General features: G+C 57.3%; 15 protein-coding genes. 2 read left to right on the forward strand and 13 right to left on the reverse strand.

The features are described from left to right. Positions 1–83: 83 nt before the first annotated feature. From EH206_RS04535 to trxC, 3 genes are all read right to left on the reverse strand, one after another. On the reverse strand, positions 84–2,732 hold the full coding sequence (locus EH206_RS04535; RefSeq protein ID WP_009111636.1) for a bifunctional acetate--CoA ligase family protein/GNAT family N-acetyltransferase: 2,649 nt from the start codon (positions 2,730–2,732) through the stop codon (positions 84–86). Between the two features lie 32 nt (positions 2,733–2,764). Next, on the reverse strand, positions 2,765–3,481 hold the full coding sequence (locus tag EH206_RS04540; protein ID WP_009111637.1) for a tRNA-uridine aminocarboxypropyltransferase: 717 nt from the start codon (positions 3,479–3,481) through the stop codon (positions 2,765–2,767). Between the two features lie 149 nt (positions 3,482–3,630). Next, a complete protein-coding gene (gene trxC / locus EH206_RS04545; protein WP_009111638.1) occupies positions 3,631–4,050 on the reverse strand; it encodes a thioredoxin TrxC in 420 nt (139 codons plus the stop codon). Between the two features lie 267 nt (positions 4,051–4,317). Here trxC and EH206_RS04550 point away from each other — a divergent pair, with 267 nt between their 5' ends. Continuing rightward, entirely contained in the window at positions 4,318–5,475 is a 1,158-nt protein-coding gene (locus EH206_RS04550; protein ID WP_009111639.1) for a tRNA/rRNA methyltransferase, read from the forward strand. A 270-nt stretch (positions 5,476–5,745) separates the two neighbouring features. Here the strand turns inward: EH206_RS04550 and emrB are convergent, their stop codons facing one another. From emrB to EH206_RS04605, 10 genes are all read right to left on the reverse strand, one after another. Continuing rightward, positions 5,746–7,278: a multidrug efflux MFS transporter permease subunit EmrB gene (gene emrB / locus EH206_RS04560; protein ID WP_009111640.1), complete on the reverse strand. Its 1,533-nt coding sequence runs from the start codon at positions 7,276–7,278 to the stop codon at positions 5,746–5,748. 17 nt (positions 7,279–7,295) lie between these two features. Continuing rightward, a complete protein-coding gene (emrA, locus tag EH206_RS04565) occupies positions 7,296–8,471 on the reverse strand; it encodes a multidrug efflux MFS transporter periplasmic adaptor subunit EmrA (RefSeq protein ID WP_009111641.1) in 1,176 nt (391 codons plus the stop codon). 151 nt (positions 8,472–8,622) lie between these two features. Further along, a complete protein-coding gene (mprA, locus tag EH206_RS04570) occupies positions 8,623–9,138 on the reverse strand; it encodes a transcriptional repressor MprA (protein WP_040343665.1) in 516 nt (171 codons plus the stop codon). 207 nt (positions 9,139–9,345) lie between these two features. Next, positions 9,346–9,675, reverse strand: coding sequence for an L-valine transporter subunit YgaH (gene ygaH / locus EH206_RS04575; protein WP_009111643.1), 330 nt, complete (start codon positions 9,673–9,675; stop codon positions 9,346–9,348). After that, positions 9,672–10,421, reverse strand: a complete 750-nt coding sequence (locus EH206_RS04580) for an AzlC family ABC transporter permease (protein ID WP_136163957.1) — start codon at positions 10,419–10,421, stop codon at positions 9,672–9,674. The genes ygaH and EH206_RS04580 overlap by 4 nt, the downstream gene beginning before the upstream one ends. A gap of 262 nt (positions 10,422–10,683) precedes the next feature. Next, positions 10,684–11,688, reverse strand: a complete 1,005-nt coding sequence (gene proX, locus EH206_RS04585) for a glycine betaine/L-proline ABC transporter substrate-binding protein ProX (RefSeq protein WP_009111645.1) — start codon at positions 11,686–11,688, stop codon at positions 10,684–10,686. A gap of 97 nt (positions 11,689–11,785) precedes the next feature. Continuing rightward, a complete protein-coding gene (gene proW, locus EH206_RS04590) occupies positions 11,786–13,003 on the reverse strand; it encodes a glycine betaine/L-proline ABC transporter permease ProW (protein ID WP_009111646.1) in 1,218 nt (405 codons plus the stop codon). Next, on the reverse strand, positions 12,996–14,198 hold the full coding sequence (gene proV, locus EH206_RS04595) for a glycine betaine/L-proline ABC transporter ATP-binding protein ProV (protein WP_009111647.1): 1,203 nt from the start codon (positions 14,196–14,198) through the stop codon (positions 12,996–12,998). The genes proW and proV overlap by 8 nt, the downstream gene beginning before the upstream one ends. 592 nt (positions 14,199–14,790) lie before the next feature. Beyond that, positions 14,791–15,177, reverse strand: coding sequence for an oxalurate catabolism protein HpxZ (gene hpxZ, locus EH206_RS04600; RefSeq protein WP_009111648.1), 387 nt, complete (start codon positions 15,175–15,177; stop codon positions 14,791–14,793). 36 nt (positions 15,178–15,213) lie between these two features. Next, positions 15,214–16,800, reverse strand: a complete 1,587-nt coding sequence (locus tag EH206_RS04605) for a gamma-glutamyltransferase family protein (RefSeq protein WP_009111649.1) — start codon at positions 16,798–16,800, stop codon at positions 15,214–15,216. A 163-nt stretch (positions 16,801–16,963) separates the two neighbouring features. On the opposite strand from EH206_RS04605, the gene EH206_RS04610 reads away from it, so the two are divergent. Beyond that, the gene (locus EH206_RS04610; RefSeq protein WP_009111650.1) at positions 16,964–17,803 is read left to right on the forward strand and encodes a MurR/RpiR family transcriptional regulator; all 840 of its coding nucleotides are present in this window, start codon (positions 16,964–16,966) and stop codon (positions 17,801–17,803) included. Positions 17,804–18,006 lie beyond the last annotated feature (203 nt).

Here is an 18,006-nt window from a genome sequence, read left to right on the forward strand (position 1 = left end):
ATTACTTTCCTGCCGTTGTGAGCAAGTTTTGCCATTGATAGCCAGATCGTCTCTTGATGCGGGAGCTATATCACGTATGGCGATTAATCTTTCAACGGGAATTCCAGCGTGACAATACCTTCTTCCAACTGGATGTCGACCTTAAAGCCCAGATTCCTGGCCAGGGTAATCATTCCCTGATTATGCGGCATGGTGAAGCCGTTCAGCCGTCCCAGCCCATGTAATCTTGCATAGCCGATCAGCTTTTCCAACAGTAGTCTGCCCAGGCCTAATCCTTTTAAATCGGAACGCACCAAAACGGCGAATTCGGCGCTGATATTATCCGGATCGGAAATAGCGCGAGTGACGCCAATAATCTCCTCGCCGTCTTCCGACCGGCGTATGGCGACGAAAGCCATCTCCCGATCGTAGTCAATCTGGGTCATATTGGCTAAGTCTTCGTGATTAAATTCATTAATTTCGCTGAAATAACGATAATAGAGATCTTCCTTGGTGACCTTGGCGATGAACTTGCTGAGTAAGGGCTCATCTTCGGGCAGAATCGGACGGAACAGACAGGTCGAGTGATTTTTGAGCACAACGGTTTCTTCCAACTCCTGCGGATAAGGCCGGATGGCCAGCCTTGATTGCGGATCGCCGCTAAACGGCGCCAGTTGCAGCGTGACATCCAGCAAGGTGAACTCATCGGCGGAAGCCAGTAGGGGATGGATATCCAGCCGGGATATTTCCGGGCAATCGAGGATCAGGTTGGAAACCTGTACCAGCAACCGGCTGAGCGCCGGAATATCCAAAGGATGCAGCGCGCTGCGGCCGCGGATTTTCCCTCCTTTAACCGCCTGTAACACCAGATAGCGGGCCAGCGTCATATTCAACGGCGGCAGCGCCACGGCGGCCTGTTTCTCCCGCCATTCAACGCCGCCTTCCCCCAGCATGATCAACGGCCCAAACACCGGATCTTGCTCGACGGCGATGCGCAGCTCCTGGGCGCCGGCGCGGTTTGCCATGCCCTGAACCAGCACGCCGTGAATACGCGCCTGGGGATAGGTCTGTTTTACCCGATCGAGAACCGCATCCGTGGCCTGCTGCACTTCTCTGGCTGTTCGCAGGTAAAGCATGACGCCCTGAACTTCGGATTTATGCGGAATATCCGGCGATCGCAGCTTAATGGCGACCGGATAGCCAATTTGCTCGGCGATGTAGACCGCCTCGGTGCTGTCGTTGGCAATCCAGGTCGGCAGGGTGTTCAAGCCATAAGCCTGCAGAATTGGCTGGACTTCATGGGTATCCAGTTGGGTAACGCCGTCCGCCAGCGCCTGGTGAATAAGCTTGTGCGCCTGGCTGGCGTTGGCGGTCAAATCCTGCGGCAGCGCCGGGGTTTCCATCAGCTGTTTCTGGTTGCGCCGGTATTCGACGATGTGCATAAATGCCGTTACCGCCCCTTCCGGCGTGCGGTAGGTGGGAATGCCCGCTTCATTGAATAAACGCCGCGCTTCCTGTGACGAGAATTCGCCGCACCAGTTGGTCAAAAGCGTAATGCGTTTGCCGCGCGGGTGTTGCTGAAAAAGCGTGATCAGCTGCGCGGCGCTTGCGGTTCCAGGCGCGGCGGCGCTGGGCGCGTAAATGATAAGCAGCGCGTCGACGTCGTGGCTATCCAGCAGAACGGAAACCGCGGCCAGATAGCATGCGGCGGTGGCGTCCTCACGCAGATTGAGCGGGTTGCCGATGGCGACGTGCGGCGGTAATTTATCCCGCAGCGCTTGGCGGGTGGTTTCGCTGAGCTCCGCCAGTTTGCCCTGTCTGCCCAGCAGTTGATCGAGGGCCAGCGCCGCCGGAGACGCGCCGTTGCTGACCAGCAGCAAACGCTCGCCGCGCAGCGGACGCAGATGGCTGAGGGTTTCCACCGCCGAAAACAGTTCGTGGGTGTCATGCACCCGCAAGAGCCCCGCGCGCTGGATGGCGGCGTCGTAGGCGGCGTCCAATCCTTGATGCTGGCCGCTGAGCAAGCGCTGCGCCTGCTGGCTGCGGCCGCTTTTTATCACCAGAATGGGTTTGTTTCTTGAGGCGCTGCGGGCGGCGGAAAGAAAACGGCGGGCGTCGCCGATGTGTTCGAGATGCAACAGAATGGCGCTGGTCTTGCCGTCACGGGCCAGAAAATCCAGCAGATCGTCAACGTCGATGTCCAGGCTGTCGCCCAGGGCGATAAAGTAGGAGAAGCCGATACCCCGCTGCTGAGCCCAGTCCAGGATGGTGTTGGATACCGCGGCGGATTGCGAAATAAACGCCAGCTTGCCTTTCATAATGGGCACGGGAGAAAAACTGGCGTTAAGTCCCTGCCAGGGCGCGAGTAAACCCAGACTGTTCGGACCTAATAAACGCATGTTATAGCGCATGGCGCAGGCTTTTAACTCGCTGAATTGAGCGGGGGGCGCGGACAGGACGATAACGGTTTTACAGCCGCGCTGTCCGAGCGCTTCCAGCAGCGGCAGATTGCGCTCGGCGTTGGTGCAGATAACGGCAAGATCGGGCGTCATCGGCAGGCTGGCGACGTTCGGATAGGCCAGAACGCCGCAGACGGCCCGGTACTGCGGGGTGACGGGAAGCACCGGTCCGCTGAAATTGCCATCCAGCAGGTTACGCATCATCAGAAAGCCCGCCCGACCCGCTTTTTCCGAGGCGCCCAGAACGGCTATCGACTTGGGACGTAATAGTGCTTCCAATCCGCGCTGGCTCATAAGTCACCCTTTTAACAGAAGACTATTTGATACTAAACGCTTTTCGCCGATCGTGCTGTGATGGCGGGTGGAATTTCCCGTACGCTATGGTGTGACTTGCCGGCCAGATAGCGCCTGCGGAAGCAATCGAAGTGGGCCGATAGCGCCTCCGCCGCGAGGTGATCTCCGGCCTGCCCGAGCAGGGCGATGGCGATTTCAGCGGTGCAATGTTGCCCGGCGTTACTGGCTTCCCGCAGCTGATAGCGGGAAAGCGCCTCGACGGTCAGCGACAGAATGGGCAATCCGTCGAGATAAGGGCTCTTGCGGAACATTTTCCGCGCTTCCGGCCAAGTGCCGTCAAGCAGGACAAACAGCGGTGGTTTTCCCTGCGCAAGGAGTTGTGGAAATATTTCGCGCCCTGCCTCCGCGCCATCGGTCAGAAAGACCAGATAGGGCTGATACGCCGGGTTTTTCACCGCGGCCAGCAACTGCGGGTCGGGGGTGGTGCGGGACCAGAGAAAAGCCTGCGTGTCCGGCAGGATGTCGGCGATCAACCGCCCGGTATTGCTCGGCTTCAGCGGCTCGGTATCAAACATGACCAGACAGAAACGGCTGCGGGCATCCTGTGGCTGAATGGTATCGCACAGGCATCTTTTACGCGGCAACAGACAGCGCTGACAGCGCACCACACGGCAGCCGCGGGCGCGGAACGGTTTGGTGGATTGCTCAAGACGCTGCTGACGCAGGCGAAGAACGGCGTTGTTAATCATGGGGTCTTGGGATCATAAAATTCAGCCAGGGACCCGTGCCAACTGCGGTTGTCGGGAATATGGATAAGCACGGGCTCGGAAAGACGCCATTCTAATCGATATCCGGCCTGACCAAAAGACCCGGGGGCAGAACACCCCGGGCTTCGGGGTTACAGCGACTCATCCAGCCAGCTTTCGAAAGGCGCTTTGGGCAGCGCGCCATTGAGCATATCGAGCAGCTTTCCTTGTTTAAACAGCATCAGCGTGGGAATGGTTCGAATACGGAAACGGTCGCTCAGCGCGGGTTCTGATTCGGTATTAACCTTAACAAAGCGTATTTTTTCACCGCGTTCCTGTGCGACACTGGCGAATATCGGCGCAAAGTTGACGCAGGGGCCGCACCACGGCGCCCAGAAGTCGACGACAACGGGTAGATCGTCCTGCAGCAGTTTATCCAGTGTTTCTTCGGTGGCATTGATAACCTCGCCGGTAAACAAAGGGTCGCCGCAGCGGTCGCATTTGGCGTGGTCGTTGGTGCGTTCTTCGGGTAAACGATTGGTGGTGTGGCAAGATGCGCATACCGTATTCATAAGAGGCCTCAGATAAAAAAGTGCTAAAAGTGTGCCGTTGATGAAAACGGTTGCGGGCAGGCAATCTGATGTCAACAACGTGTTAAAAAATGAGTGTTGGTTAAATAATGTGTTACTTGATGGTTGATTTATTATCGCGGCCAGGTGGGTAGTCAACAACGTGGTTTGCTCAATAGCTATGATAGTTTTTGGCTTTTTCCACAAGCCGGTAGCTAAGCGAGTGTACATAAGGTAATCTTCGCGCCCAGCGCGTTGGTGGAGAGAACGATGAGCGATTCATTTAATAGTAAAAGCGGCAAAGTCCGCGTGATGTACGTCCGCAGCGATGATGAGGGCGAAAAAGAGAATAAAAACAAGCGTCCGGCTGATAAAGATCGTCGCAGTGAGAGCGGGCGCGGCCAGCGTGAAGGCGTCGGCGCGCGGAATAATCGCGATAAGCCGCAGAACCCGCGCGACAAGAATCCGCGTCATGCCCGTGAGAATCCCCCCCGTGAAAGCGACGGGCGTGAAAAAAGCCCTTGGGGAAACCGTAACGATCGCGGCGGCGAGCGGCCGCGCCGCCCGCGCGGCGATGAAAGCGGCGCTTATGATTCGCCATGGAAAACGGTTTCCCGCGCACCGGGCGAAGGCGATGAGCCGGATCACGGCGGTATCAGCGGTAAAAGCCAGATAGACCCGGCGCAGATTCGCCGTCAGCGTCAGGAAGAAACGCGGGTTTACGGGGAAAATGCCTGTCACGCGCTGTTTAAAAGCCGTCCGGAGGCGATTGTCCGCGCCTGGTTTTTGCAGGAGGTTACGCCGCGTTTTCGCGAAGCGCTGCGCTGGATGGCGGCTAACCGCAAGGCCTACCACGTGGTGGAAGATGACGAGCTGATCAAAGCCTCGGGCACGGAGCATCACGGCGGCGTCTGTTTCCTGATTAAAAAGCGTCAGGGATTGGATGTGCGCGAATACCTGCAAACGGCCGGGGAGCGCGATTGCGTACTGGCATTGGAAGAGATTGGCAATCCGCACAATCTCGGCGGCATTATGCGCAGCTGCGCGCACTTCGGCGTAAACGGCGTAGTGGTGCAGGATGCGGCGGCGCTGGAGTCCGGGGCGGCGGTGCGTACGGCGGAAGGCGGGGCCGAGCATGTTAAAGCCATCAACGCCGATGATTTCCTTTCCGTGCTGGCCGAGTTCCGTAACGCCGGCTATACCATCGTGACCACCTCCAGTCACAAAGGGACGCCACTATCGAAAACCGCCTTCCCGGCCAAGACCGTGATTGTTCTGGGGCAGGAGGGCGACGGCCTGTCGGACAGCGCCTGGCAACAGGGCGACGTCAAGATCTCCATCGACGGCACCGGCCGGGTTGAAAGCCTGAATATTTCAGTGGCGACGGGGATTCTGCTGTCTGAATGGTGGCGGCAGAATAAGGCCTGATCCGCATAAACAAAAAGGTGGCCGCGCCACCTCAAGCCGTTGATAAAGTCCGTTATTAGGGAGAGCGTGGCGAGGGGCCGTAGCGGCGTAAGCCGCCGACAAATTTGCCGGGAGCAAATTTGAACAGCATTTATGCTGGCCCGCAGGGTGGGACACAAGGATGTGTCCCATCATGGCCCCTCGGTACGGTAGGCCAGGGTATCTCAGGCTCACAAGCGACTTTGTCAGCGACCTCAAAAAGGTGGCCGCGCCACCTTTTCTTTTTTCCGCTTAGTGCGCGCCGCCGCCGCCTCCCGAGGTAAACGGCGGGCGGGCAAACCACACCAGCACCAGCAGCAGCAGGAATACCCCCGCCGCCGCCCAGAAAATCTCATTGGCGGAAATAATCAGCCCCTGCGCGGTAATCTCCTGCGCAATATACGCCGACGCCTGTGACTGGCTCATTCCCATCGCCTGTAGCTGCTGATAGGTTTCCTGCGCCAGCGGATTATAGGGCGTCACCGACTCCGTCAGGTGGGCGTGGTGTAATGATTCCCGCTGCGTCCACAGCGTTGTGGTGATGGACGTGCCGATAGAGCCGGCCAATGTGCGGGTAAAATTGGACAGGCTGGACGCCGCCGCCATACGCTCCGGCGGCAGGCCCGAGAGCGTGATGGTGGTCAGCGGCATAAAGAAACAGGCCACGGCAAAACCCTGCACGAACTGCGGCCACGCGGAGGCGCCGAAGTCCATTCCCGGCTCAAAGGTGTAAGCGCGCCAGTAAAAACAGACGGCATACATAATAAAGCTGAAGGTGACCAGTTGGCGCATATCCAGACGCGGCGCGAAGCGACCGATAATCGGCGACAATATCACCGGCATCAGGCCGACGGGCGCGGAAGCCAGTCCCGCCCAGGTTGCGGTGTAGCCGTATACCTCCTGCAATAATTGCGGCAGCAGAACGATGGCGCCGAAATAGAACATGTAGGCCAGGCTGATACATAAACAGCCAATGGTGAAATTGCGGGATTTAAACAGCGACAAATCCACCACCGGGTGGTCGTCGGTCAATTCCCAGACGATTAAAAACGCCAGCGCGATGACGGCCACCACGGTAAGGACGACGATCTCGCTGGAGTTGAACCAGTCCAGCTCCTTGCCCCGGTCAAGCATCATCTGGAGGCTGCCGATGCCGACGATCAGCAATGCCAGGCCAATGGTGTCGATGGGTTTGATTTCCGTCTTGGTTTCCCGCCCGCGCAGCGTCTGCAGGGTGATGACCACCACCGCCATTCCCAGCGGGACGTTGATAAAAAATATCCAGCCCCAGTGGTAGTTATCGCTAATCCATCCCCCCAGAATCGGCCCGCAAATCGGGGCGACCACCACGGTCATCGACCAAAGCGCCAGCGCGATGCTGCGCTTGGCTGGAGGGTAGTTGTTCAGCAGCAGGCTCTGTGACAGCGGGATCAGCGGTCCGGCGACGATCCCCTGCAGCACGCGGGCAAAAATCAGCATCTCCAGACTGGTGGACATGCCGCACAGCCAGGAGGTGAAAGCAAACAGCGCGGTAGACAGCAGGAATAGGCGAACTTCCCCAAAGCGTTTGGCCAGCCAGCCGGTGATGGGAATGGAGATGGCGTTGGCGACCCCGAACGAGGTGATGACCCAGGTGCCCTGCGAGTTGGAGGCGCCCAGATTACCGGCGATGGTCGGAATGGCGACGTTGGCGATGGTGGAGTCCAGCACCTGCATAAACGTTGCCAATGACAGGGCAACGGTCATCCAGGCCAGGCTGGCGCCTTTAAGCGGTTTTCTCTGCACGCTTCTCTCCTGACAGATTAACCGGCATTAGCCTGAATGATGTCGCTAATCATTTTATCGACCGGCGCGAGATCCAGCGCCAGCGCATCGCTTTGATAAGCCGGGGCGCCGCGCGGGGTTTCCGCCAGCGCTTTACCCTCGGTATCGGCGGTATCGACGTTAACCAGCGCCGACAGGCCGATGCGCAACGGATGCTCGGCGATTTGCCGCGGGTCCAGCTCGATGCGAACCGGCAGCCGCTGTACGACTTTTATCCAGTTGCCGGTGGCGTTCTGCGCCGGAAGCAGGGAAAAGGCGCTGCCGGTTCCCATATCCAGCCCCACCACTTTGCCCTGATAAACCACATCGTCGCCGTAGATATCCGCGATAACGGTGGCGGGTTGACCAATGCGCATATTGGCTAACTGCGTCTCTTTAAAGTTGGCGTCAACCCACAGATGATCGGCGGGCACCACGGCCATCAGCGCGGAGGTGGTGGCGATCCTGGCGCCGACCTGAACGCTGCGGCGCGAAACGTAGCCGTTGACCGGACTGACGATTTTTGTCCGCTGCAAGGCCAGCCAGGCGTCGCGCATTTCCGCCGCCGCTTGTTGCACCGACGGCTGCTGCGACAATGGGGTATCCAGGATCATGGCCTGATTAGCCTGATATTGCTGTTTCGCCACTTCCAGCGAGGCTCTGGCGCCGGCTACGGCATCCTGGGCGTGCTGGACTTCTTCACGGCCGATGGCGTTCACATCGCCCAGGGTTTCACGGCGCTTTAAATCACTCAGCGCTTTATTCAGCTCGGTCTGGCGCAGCTCAATATTCGCCTGATACTGTTTGCTGTTAATGATTAACTGATGCGTTTGACGCACGCTGTTGGCCAGCGCCGTCCTGGCTCGGGCAAAAGCCTGCTGGGCATCCGTCGGATCCAATTCCACCAGAACATCGCCCTGTTTAACAAAGTCGGTATTATCGACATTCACACGGGTAACGCTGCCGGTCACCTGCGCCATAACCTGAATCTGATTGCCTGCGACGTAGGCATCATCGGTGCTCTGGTGATGTCTGAGAATCAGGAACCAGTAAATAAACCAGATGCAGCCCAGAACGATAAAAATAAAGGTCAGCAGCGTCAGGATCCGTTTGCGCTGCCTTTTCTTGTTTTTCCGGGCTGGCTGCGGCGCCTGATTTTCCACATTTTCACTCATGGTGTTCTCTCTTCTTATTTCTCTTTTTTGCCTGGCCTGCAAAATAAACGGGCATTTCTGGTGACAAACATTATCGGCCCGATGCAATAAGCATTGGGATATTTCAGGCATAGTGAAGGTAATGTGATTTTTTTATTTTAAAATCAATTGATTAAACATCTTCTCTGGCGTCCATTTCATCCAGACGGGTCAGCAGTTTGCGCATTAACGTTTCAAGCTGTTTTTGCTCATCGACGCTGAGCGTGGACCAGAGGAAATGCAGGCTTTTATGCTGCGGAGGAAGCAGTTGATCCAGGAAGTTCTTGCCCTCTTCGGTCATATGCAAATGCAGGCAACGCCGGTCGCTATTGCTTTCACGTCTTTCTATCCAGCCTCTTTTTTCCAGATCGTCGGCAATGCGGGTGGCGTTGGTGCGTGACGACCCCAGCGCGGCGCTGAGTTCCGAAGGTTGGATACTGTAAGACTCCTGTGATTCCAGAGTGATTAATGCCATGAACAAGGTTTCATTAATATTTTGTTCTTTAAGCATTCTATTTCTGTGTTCCAGTATTTTGCTCTGCATATGCATGCATAAACGCAACAGCAAAACCTCCTGATACGGGAAGTCGGGTTTACGTGAAGCACGCAGGCTGAGCATTTTTTCTATTGGCGTAAACGAACTGTCCATTTTGGTATTAACCTCATTAATCACGGCCAGTATAGTAACGAAAGTTACTACTTGGGTAAACATATTAGGGTAGACAAGCTCACTTATTCTGTGACAGAAGGTAAGCGCCGAGCCGGCGATGGTCCGACAGGGATGGCGGGTCACAAAAAGACTCGCTGCCATAAAGGCTAATATCATGATGTTAGAGAATAACCATACGTGGGGGAATCAGAATAATTTGATTGCGACTCCGTAACAAAATGCGCCAAGCAGGGTAGAAAATACGATACTTCGGCTTTTATAAAAGCCAACCGTCAGCGTGGCGAATCCGACCAGCGTAGGCAGCAGCTTTTCGCCGTGTCTGAGGATATCCGGTACGCTGGAGACGATCAGCAGGGCGCAAATCGAGGCGATGCCGATGCTGTCGAGCAGCAGGGCGGTCCTACCGCGCTGCAAAGAGCCGCAGGCGCGGGAAGAGTCCAGACACAGCGGCAGATAACGGAATAGGTAATTAATCAGGCCGACAAGCAGCCCGATAAGAATAATTTGCGTACTCATAAATGCTCCCGCGTGGCTGAGGCGGGTTGCAAAAGCGCAGCCACACCCCCCCCGCCGATGCCTATCAGAATAGCCGCCGGAATGGATGAAAGCAGCAGACCGAGCAGCGCGCCCCCTAAGGCGCCGATAACCACCAGGCTTTGTCTGCGTTTGAATGACGCCAGCAGGAAACTGAGAAAAAGGGCCGGCAGCATAAAAGAGAGCGCGGCTTCCACCGCCGGGTAATCGTTCAGCGGACCGTTGCCGAACAGGGCGCCGATAACGGTGCCTATGGCCCATGACAGCCATGCGCAAAGCGCGACGCCCAGCATCCAGTTTTCCGACCAGCGGCGGTTATTGCGCGCCAGCCGGGCGATGGCGGCGGCAAAGACTTCGTCCGTCAGACCGAAAGCCCATAGCGCCGTTTTACCGGTGGGAAGCCGCTGCAAAATACGGTGGCGCAATGCCGGTCCGTAGAGTACGTGACGGACATCCATCGCCATCACCGTCAAGGCGGCGACCCATATAGACATGCCGGCGCTGAGCAGTGCGGTGATCACGAACTGGCTGGCGCCGGCATAAATAATGCAGGAAAGAAAAATCCCCTCCAGCGGTGTGAAACCCAGCTTGACGGCATTCATGCCAAAAGCGAAGGCCACCGGCAGATAGCCCACGACAATGGGCAGGCTGTCGAACACCCCTTCGCCGAATGAGGCGGCGGCGCGTGGGGATAAATCGGAAAGCTTCTGCTGGTCTGGTGTATTCACTGTGCGCTCAGGCGTTGATGGTCGGTATGACAACGGGCTGATAACACTACCAAAGCGGCGTTAAAATATCACGCTTTGTCTACGTTGGCCGATGGGGCGCCGGCGCGGTTCAACTGGCGGAGGGAAAAAGAAAGGCGGTCTAAGCCGCCTTCGGACTGATGATAAGTTCGGTACTTTTGCCATTAATGATCCCCTCCCGGCCTCCCGGGTTTAAACACACAGCGAATGGGAGGGGCAGCGCACGAAGGTCGGCGCGTAACGCTTATTTAGCCGCCTCGGCCGCGGTTTTCACCCAACCGTCAAACAACTGCTGGTGAGCCCTGATCCAGCCGTCGGCGTGGCGTTCGATATCCTGCTGAGAGCCTTCACCGTTATGCATACGCAGGTTTTGCGCATTAATATCGGCCAGCGGCAGCTTCATGATGGAAAACAGCTTGGCCGCGGCGGGATTTTTCTCCGCCCAGGCTTTGTTAGCGGCAATTCGCTGGTTATTGACCGGGAAGCCGTAGTCGGCACCGTTGGGTAACTTGGTGCTGATGCCTTGCTGTGTGCCCGGCTGGGATGAGAAGGGCACCTGCAGCCATACCACGTCACGGCCGGGAACCAGCACATCGCTGACCCAATACGGCGTCCAGGTATAATAAAGAATGGGGTTGCCTTCTTTATAGCGCGTGATGGTATCGGCGATCATGGCGGCGTAATTCCCCTGATTGTGATCGACCGTCTTGCTCAGGTCATAGGCCTGCAGATGGTGGTTAATCATCGCCTCACATCCCCAGCCCGGGTTGCAGCCGGTCAGATCGGCTTTACCGTCGCCGTTGGTATCAAACAGTTTTGCTATTTGGGGATCTTTCAACTGGGCGACGTTGGTGATCTTGTATTGATCGGCGGTCTTTTTATCGATCAGATAACCCTGAGCCGCGCCGGAAATGTAAACGCCCTGGCGATAGAATTTGGCGTCACCGCCCGCGGCCTGATATTGGTCCGCCTGCAGCGGATCCCAGTTGACGGCGATAAAGGTCGCGTCGCCCGCCGCGACGGAGGCGTAAGCCACGTTATAATCCACTTCACGGGTCGGCTGTACGTCGTAACCCAGTTTCTCCAGCGCTTTGTTGACCAGCAGCGTCTGGAAGGTTTCTTCGGAAATGGTGCTCTGCACCGGTATCACCTGAATACCTTTGCCGGGCAGTTCGGTATCGGCGGCGAAAAGCGGCGCACTCAGCAGCGTGGTGGTCAGGGCGGCGGCCCAGATTTTTGTCTTGGTCATAGTTATTTCCTCTGTTAGTCGCGCAGGTTTTATCATATCGATCTAATCGTCGATGGTTCCGTTGCCCGGTCAGGGCCGGGCAACGGACGCATGGCGGTTATTTTTTGATGAAAGGGCGGGCCACCAGGCCGATGGGGCCGGTGGTATACCAGCTCTTATTGCCTTTGCTGCGTCTGTCGCGACCCAACGATTGGGTCAGACGGTCAAGGATAATGGCCAGAATAACGATACCCACGCCGCCGACGGCCGCCAGGCCCATATCCAGGCGCCCGATGCCGCGCAGCACCATTTGGCCTAAACCGCCCACGGCGATCATTGAAGCGATAACCACCATCGACAGCGCCAGCATCAACGTCTGGTTCACGCCGGCCATAATGGTCGGCATCGCCAGCGGCAACTGAACTTTAAACAGCATCTGCCGGGGGCTGGCGCCGAAGGATTCGGCGGCCTCGATCAGATCTTCCGGCACCTGACGGATGCCCAGAATGGTCAGGCGAATAATCGGCGGCAGGGCAAAGATGATGGTGACCACCACCCCCGGCACATTACCGATCCCGAACAGCATGACGATCGGCACCAGATAGACAAAGGCCGGGGTGGTCTGCATCGCATCCAGCAATGGCCGGATGACTTTGGCCGCTCGCTCGCTGCGCGCCAGCCAGATCCCCATCGGCAGCCCGATCAGCACGCAGAAGAACAGGGCGGTCAGCACCAGCGCCAGGGTGACCATCGCCTGCGACCATGCGCCGATGGCGCCGATGGCAATCAGTGAAATCAGCGTGGCGACGCCCATGCCGAGACTGGACATCTGCCAGGCGATAAGCGAGAACACCAGAATGGCGATCGGCGCGGGCATCCCGAGCAGAAACTGTTGAAAGCCGCTGAGAATGAAATCGACTGGGACGCGAATGCCCTGAAACAGCGGTCGGAAATTCACCACCACCCAGTCGATGCCGTTGGTTACCCAGTGGTCCAGCGGAATCAGCGTATCTTTGAACGGATCGAGCAGGCTGAAATGTTCAGGCTCGGTCGGCGGGGCGCTGCTCAGCCAGTCGCTGCCGGACGGGGCCGCATCGGAGGGCGCGTTGTTCCAGGCATCCGCGCCGTTGGCGGGGGCATCCTGAGACGTGGACCAGGGATCGCTTTGCCCGCCGGCGTCGGGGGCCGGGGCGTTCTCCGCCGCTGGCGTATCCTGCTGGGTGGTTGCCGCCCAGGGATCGTTCTGCGCCGCGTTTTCCTGCTGGTTAGCGGCCTGATCGGCGCCTGGCTGCGGCGCGTTACTGTTTTCCCATGAATCGGGCGTTGATTTACTCATTGGTCGCTCCCTCCTTATCCAGCGCCTGTAGCAGCATTCCCTTGGAAATGATACCGATGTACTCATTGTTTTCACCGACCACAGGGACGGCGCATGGTGCTTGCGCCACCTGGGAGATCAGTTCGTTGAGCGACATATCTGCGGGCACGGGAGCCGGATCGGATAACAGCGCGTGTTCCAGAGGCTGTTGCTCCTTCAGGGCCTGTTTCAGTGAATCGATAGAGACGACGCCGATGTATTTCTGGCCGCGTTCCAGCACGTAGCCGTAATCGCGATCTTCGTCCTGTAGGATTTTCAGCGCCGAGCGCGGTCCGACGCCGGGCGTTTTGCGGATAAGCGTCACCGGACGGCGGCGGGCGATATCCTTGGCGCTGAATACGTGGCTGATGTCCACGCCGCGGAAGAAGGTGCGCACATAGTCATTGGCCGGGTTGTTGAGAATTTCGTCCGGGGTGCCGACCTGAATGACTTCGCCGCCGTGCATAATGGCGATGCGATCGCCGATACGCATGGCTTCATCCAAATCGTGCGAGATAAAGACGATGGTACGCTGGTTGCGCGATTGCAGCTTGATCAGCTCGTCCTGCATTTCGGCGCGGATCAGCGGGTCGAGCGCGGAGAAGGCTTCGTCCATCAGCAGGATGTCGGGGTCGTTGGCCAACGCCCGCGCCAGCCCGACGCGCTGCCGCATCCCGCCGGACAGTTCATCCGGGTAGGAGGTGGCGTAAGCTTCCAGGCCGACCTGTTGCAGGGCGTTCAGCGCTTTCTGCTCGCGTTCTTCTTTCGCGATCCCCGCCAACTCCATACCGAATGCGGTGTTGTTGAGGATATTCAGATGCGGCATCAGCGCAAACGACTGAAACACCATACTGATTTTCTTACGCCGCACGTCGCGCAGCGCCGAGTCGGATATTTGGGCGATATCTTCGCCATCAATCAGAACCTGACCGCGGGTCGGTTCTATCAGACGATTGAGAAGGCGTACCATGGTTGATTTGCCGGAACCGGATAATCCCATGATGACAAATATCTCGCCTTCTTCAATGGCCAGATTGGCATCTTTCACACCGAGCGTCAGACCCGTTTTTTCAAAAATCTGGTCCTTGCTTAAACCCTTATCAATCAGTTTAAATGCCCGGTTAGGATGCTCGCCAAATATCTTATAAAGATGCTTTACTTCAAGTTTAATTGCCATGAAATTATTGTTTTCCTATGGTCATTTATAATTCTATAGCGCTGTCCTGGTAATGATTAAACGCCCTATACCCTACCATAATGAAATTCTGAGACAACCCCCCATGCTCTGAATCTGTCGTAACCCTTACATAATAAATAGTGCGATTTTAATACTATCATTTTCATATAATTGGATAAGGGGATGGATTTTAATATTGACGAATTTCCCACCTATATCATTTAAAACAATTGGTTATGTGACCTGTTTTTGCGGTGCTTATCCGTATGAAATAAGCATTTTTCTTCGGCCGTCAATTGCCGATTATTGTTTGTTTTATCAATAAACTACGGGGCGATATAATGTGCCGGTCGGGCAGCGGGGACGGGACGATTTGCGCCCAATATAATTTAGGGGGATCGTCGCTATTGCGATAATTATTGCAAAAATAGATGTGGTGATTTTCTTGCGTAATTTGATATATGACGCAGGGACAATGCTGGAGAATATTGCCCGCCGCGCTAGTGTGATTCAGTTAACATTATTCCCCCGCCGCGCAGGGGGATTTTTTACCCATTACGGCGTGGAGGGGGGAATATCTCCCGTCATTGGCCTACTCGCTCATCAGGCTGACGTGCGCGGCGACGATGCGCCACCCCTCAGGCAGTTTCACCCAGGTTTGCATCTGGCGGCCGATTTTAGCGCTGCCCTCGCGGCGGAATTCCGTACTGGCCACCGCCATGTCGTCGCCGTAAGTGGTGATCACCGTATTTTGCAGTTTTCGCTCCAGTCCGGCGGACGGACGCGCAAGACGGAACGCACGGATTTCATCGATGCCGTAAAGGTTTTCACTTGCCCCATAGCGAATGGTGTGGCCGTGGGACCAGAACAGTTCATCCAGTATCTCGATATCGTTAGTCGTCAAGGCTTTTTCATAGCGGTAAAAGGCGGCGCTCACCTCGGCCAGTACGCTGGGATGGTTAATGTCATCAAGTTTCATCGGAACGGCTCCTGAGAAGAACTGCGTTTAACAAAATTAAAAGCCCGCGGCGCTGCCGTTGCTGCGGGGATCGAACGCCCCTTCCAGCATGCCGTTGGTATGGCGGACGATGGCGCCCGCATGGCCGACGGTTTCGCTAAAACCGCTTAACAACTCGACGTCATGACCCAATGCCCGCAGCGCGTCGACGGTGGCGGGCTTAAAGCGATCTTCAAGCTTCAGGGTATCGGATGATTGACCCCAGGTGCGGCCCAGCAGCCAGCGCGGTGCGGTGATCGCCTGCTGCAGCGGTAATCCCTGAAGCACATGGCGGATAAAAAGCGCGGCCTGCGTCTGGGGTTGGCCGTCGCCGCCCATCGATCCATAGACCATGGTGCGGCCGTCAGACAGCCTTGCCGCCGCCGGATTTAAGGTATGGAACGGCTGTTTGCCGGGTTCCAGCGCCAGCAGATGGTCGGGGTCAAGGCTGAAAGCGGCGCCGCGATTCTGCCATAGCACCCCGGTTCCCGGCAGTACCACGCCGCTGCCGAATTCGTGGTAGATGCTCTGAATAAAAGAGACGCAAAGCCCGCTGCTGTCGCATACCCCCATCCAGACCGTATCGCCGGGGTCTTTGCCTGCGTTCCACGGCGCGGCGCGGCGGGTATCGATCCGGTGCGCCATAATGCCGAGCTTGTCGGGCGCCAGCAGCGCCTGAACGTCCTGGGTCATCATTCTGGGGTCGGTGATAAACCGGTCGCGCAGGCCGAAAGCCAGCTTGGTGGCTTCGACAATGCGGTGCACGGTCTGGCTGTCGCTTAAATCCGCCATGGCGAGGTGGTCGGTCAGGCCGAGGATGGCTAGTGAAACCAGCCCCTGCGTCGGCGGCGCGAGGTTATAAATATCGCCTTTGCTGTGCTGCAGGCGCAGCGGCGTAGTGCGTCTGGCGCGGTAGTTCGCCAAATCATCAATAGTCAGCGGCATGCCGGCCAGCGTCATTTGCTGCGCGAAACGCTCCGCCAGCGAACCGCGGTAAAAGCCGTCCAGTCCCTCCAGCGTCAGCAGCGTCAACGTATCGGCCAGATCGGGCTGGGTGAAGCGGCTGCCGGCGCGGGGAATGGCGCCCTGCGGCATAAAAACCCGGCTGAACTCCCGCAGGGCGGCCAGTTCGTGATAGTGCTGGGTCAGCGCATCCTCCTGCGACTGCGTGACGGGAATGCCGTCGGCCGCATAGCGGATGGCGTCGGAGAGTAAACGGGCGACGGGCAGCGCCGTGTCCCCCAGCTCCTGAGAGAATTTCAGCGCTTCCTGCCAGCCGCCCACCGTGCCGGCGACGGTGAGCGCGGCCTTGGGGCCGCGATGCGGGATGCGGGTTTCTCCCTGATAAAAGTCGCGGCTGGCAAGACTGCCCGCCGCGCCGCTGGCGTCGATGGCGATCGGCTCGCCCTGAGGCGGCAGGATTAACCAGAATCCGTCGCCGCCGAGTCCGTTCATATGGGGATAAACCACCGCGATGGTGGCCGCCGCCGCCACCATCGCTTCAATGGCATTGCCCCCTTCGCGCAAAATGGTCTGTGCGCTGGCGCTGGCCAAATGATGTGGCGTCACCGCCATGCCCAGTGGCGCGCTATTGCTTTGCATCATGCCGTGGTTCCTTTTTTTTGTCCGGCGGTTGGGGAAGTCAACTTACCCTGGTGTTAAGCAAACGCCGTTCCAGTTTTGTCGGCTGTTTAATCATCGTCGGCTTGTGTTATGTTGCGATGAAATAAACTGAAACGAAAGTTACAGCCGATAGGTGAATAGCGTCATGAAGCAGATTGATGAACGGTTAAGGCATCGCTACAGCGAACTTTCCCCACAGGAACAGCGAGTTGCGGATTTTATCTTCGATCATATCGATGATCTGATCGGCTATAACAGCGCCGAGCTGGCGCGGCTTAGCGGCGTATCCAAGGCCACGGTCAGCCGCTTGTTCAAGCGCCTCGGCTACGCCAGCTATCGCGCCATGCGCGAGGAGTTGCGCACGCTGCGCCAGAGCGGGATGCCGCTGACGGATCACCGTGACGCGGTGCAGGGCAATACCCTGCTGGCGCGCCATTACAAGCAGGAAATGGCGAATCTGACCCAGTGGATCAATCAGATCGATCCGGCGTGTTTCGGGGCGGTTATCGCCGCCATGATGCAGGCGCGGCGCCTGTGCATCGTCGGCCTGCGCAACAGCTATCCGGTGGCGCTGCATCTGCGCCAGCAACTGGTACAGATCCGCCAGCAGGTGATGCTGCTGGTTCAGCCGGGGCAAACGCTGTCGGAGGAACTGGTGGATGTGAATGAGCAGGATGTGGTGGTAGTGGTGGCCTTCCGCCGCCGCTCCCGGATTATCCAACCGTTACTGGCGGAGCTGCACGCCAGGCGGATCCCGGTACTGTTGTTGTGCGAACCGCAGGCGCACGCCTTGCCGTCATTGGCGACCTGGTCGCTGTGCGCGCCCCTGGACAGCGTTTCCGCCTTTGACAGCTACGCCTCCGCCATGAGCCTGGTCAATCTGCTCAGCAACGCTTTGCTGCATGAAATGCTGCGCGACGGCCGCCAGCGCATTCATCATATTGCCGCTCTTTATAGCGAACTGGACGAATTGGAACAGCGATAGTGGGGCGCGAAAATGGTGCTGGTGCACCAATTTGGTTCAACCTCGTTGCGTTTTTGCCCGTCGGGCGGGCCTGAATGGCAGCGGTTTACTTCATCTCCCGCCGTTCACCAATGCTGGCATGCTCCTTGCTTGGGCTTGCAACGATAGTTTCAATATTTGCTTTTAAGGAATCTTTCGTTTCAAAATAATTTAATCGGGGGCAG

The organism is Brenneria nigrifluens DSM 30175 = ATCC 13028, from assembly GCF_005484965.1.
GTDB lineage: Bacteria > Pseudomonadota > Gammaproteobacteria > Enterobacterales > Enterobacteriaceae > Brenneria > Brenneria nigrifluens.